The sequence below is a fragment of the Streptomyces sp. P5F9 genome (assembly GCF_057961495.1).
This window is the reverse complement of the sequence record NZ_JBXVPZ010000801.1, coordinates 1-2,349: the sequence shown is the minus strand read 5'-3', so window position 1 is coordinate 2,349 and position 2,349 is coordinate 1. Positions and strand designations below refer to the sequence as shown.

General features: G+C 69.3%; 3 protein-coding genes and 1 pseudogene. 2 read left to right on the top strand and 2 right to left on the bottom strand.

Features of this window, described 5'->3' with window-relative positions:
- On the top strand, positions 1–704 hold a 704-nt coding region (locus AC31A1_RS50280), incomplete at its 5' end, for a TauD/TfdA dioxygenase family protein (RefSeq protein WP_489659734.1).
- Between the two features lie 77 nt (positions 705–781).
- On the top strand, positions 782–1,417 hold the full coding sequence (locus AC31A1_RS50275) for a superoxide dismutase (protein WP_489659733.1): 636 nt from the start codon (positions 782–784) through the stop codon (positions 1,415–1,417).
- 104 nt (positions 1,418–1,521) lie between these two features.
- Here AC31A1_RS50275 and AC31A1_RS50270 read toward each other — a convergent pair whose 3' ends face one another.
- Together AC31A1_RS50270 and AC31A1_RS50265 are read right to left on the bottom strand one after the other, a co-directional pair.
- Complete coding sequence (locus AC31A1_RS50270; RefSeq protein ID WP_489659732.1) at positions 1,522–2,139, bottom strand: histidine phosphatase family protein; 618 nt, start codon at positions 2,137–2,139, stop codon at positions 1,522–1,524.
- A pseudogene (locus tag AC31A1_RS50265) lies at positions 2,136–2,349 on the bottom strand (carbohydrate kinase); the annotation flags it as partial. The gene AC31A1_RS50270 and the pseudogene AC31A1_RS50265, both read right to left, overlap by 4 nt.

Genomic DNA, 2,349 nt, shown 5'->3' with positions numbered 1-2,349 from the left:
CGCTCGCTGTCGACGGGCAGGACGTTCGGGGCGCCGTCGACGGCGCCCCGAACGTCCTGCCCGTCGACAGCGAGCGCGGCCGGGCCAACCACTGGCACACGGACGTGACCTTCGTCCTCAACCCGCCCCAGGCCAGCACCCTGCGCAGCATCACGGTCCCGCCGTACGGCGGCGAGACCCTGATCGCCAGTTCGGCGGCGGCGTACCGCGACCTGCCCGAGCCGCTGCGCGTCCTGGCGGACACCCTGTGGGCGGAGCACACCAACGACTACGACTACGCCGTACCGGACGAGGACATCGACGACGAAAAGGCGGCCCAGCGCGCCCAGTTCACGTCGATCAAGTTCCGCACGGTCCACCCGGTCGTCCGCGTCCACCCGCTGACCGGCGAACGCGGCCTGTTCATCGGCGGGTTCGCGCAGCGGATAGCCGGCCTCTCGACGGGCGAGTCCCGCAAGATCCTGGACCTCCTCCAGGCGTACGTCACCCGCCCGGAGAACATCCTGCGCTGGCGCTGGTCCCCCAACCAGCTCGTCCTGTTCGACAACCGCATCACCCAGCACTACGCCATCGACAACTACGACAACCAGCCCCGCCGCCTCAACCGCGTCACCGTCGCCGGCGACATCCCGGTCGGCATCGAGGGCAAGGAGAGCTACTCGATCGAGGGGGACGCATCGCACTACACGTCGGTGGCGGAGTGACCACACGGCGCCCTATCGCTGCTAAGTTGTAGTTGCAAGCTATGTGCAACAAGAAGTCCGGAGGGGATCGATCCGCCATGCCCGTCTACACGCTGCCCGAACTGCCCTACGACTACGCCGCGCTCGCCCCCGTGATCAGCCCCGAGATCATCGAGCTGCACCACGACAAGCACCACGCGGCCTACGTCAAGGGAGCCAACGACTCGCTGGAGCAGTTGGCGGAGGCGCGCGACAAGGAGCAGTGGGGTTCGGTCAACGGGCTGGAGAAGAACCTGGCGTTCCACCTCTCCGGCCACATCCTGCACAGCATCTACTGGCACAACATGACGGGCGACGGCGGCGGCGAGCCTCTGGAGGCCGACGGCGTAGGCGAGTTGGCCGGCGCGATCGCCGACTCCTTCGGTTCCTTCGCCGGCTTCAAGTCCCAGCTCACCAAGGCCGCCGCGACGACCCAGGGTTCGGGCTGGGGCGTCCTCGCCCACGAGCCGTTGAGCGGCCGCCTGATCGTCGAGCAGATCTACGACCACCAGGGCAACGTCGGCCAGGGCTCGACCCCCCTCCTCGTCTTCGACGCCTGGGAGCACGCCTTCTACCTCCAGTACCGGAACCAGAAGGTCGACTTCATCGACGCGATGTGGGCGGTCGTCAACTGGCAGGACGTGGCCCGCCGTTACGAGGCGGCAAGGTCCAGGCAGCCGATCCTGCCCGCCTGACCTCCAGGAAACGTCCTGCCTCGTGACCGTCTTCTCAACCTTCACGTAGGCGGGCGAATGAAGAGGAGGGCCCCGCGAGGACGTGACTCGCGGAGGCCCTCCTCTCAACTCTCCGCTACGCACGGCACGTTGAGCGACAGCAGCGCCACCGTCTCGCCCTGCAGCCGGAGTTCACTCACCGCCGCATTGCGCAACTGCGGAAACACCCGCCGGTATTCGCCGAGCGGAATCCCCAGCAACCGGCACAGCACCAGTCGGAGGAGGGTGTTGTGAGCCACGATCAGGACGCGTTGGCCGGAGTGCGCGGCCGCGATGCGGTGCAGGGCGGCGGTGCCTCGTTCGGCGGCGGTCAGTGGGTCCTCGGACTCCGGGAACGGGTTGGCCACCGGATCGGCGCGGAAGGCCTCCGCCGCCCCGGGGTTCTCCGTCTCGAACTCCGCGAGCGTACGGCCCTCCAGCACCCCGAAGTCGCATTCGCGCAGGGCCGGTTCGGTGTGGGGGGTGAGGTTCAGGGCGCGGGCGGCCGGGGCTGCCGTGAGGATCGCTCGGGACAGCGGGGACGTCCAGATCGCGTCGACCGGGTGGGCTGCGGCCCAGCGGCCGAGGGCTTCCGCCTGGGCGACGCCCGTGTCCGTCAGGGCGACGTCGCTGATGCCGGCGTAGCGGTTCTCGGCGTGCCAGGTGGTCTGGCCGTGGCGGGCGAGGAGGAGGGTGGTGCTCATGAGCCGATCGTGTCCTCGTTCAGGCGGGTGCGGGTGTGGGTCGCGAGCGGGGTCGGCAGCCAGCCTCGGGTCTCCAGTTCGTCCACCAGGCGAGCGTACGGTTCGGTGAAGCGGGCCGTGTGGGACGCGCGGGGTTCGAGGACCGTGCGGATACGGACCATGCGCTCGGCAACCTCCGCCAACGCCGGCCCCGCTCGCGACCCACACCCG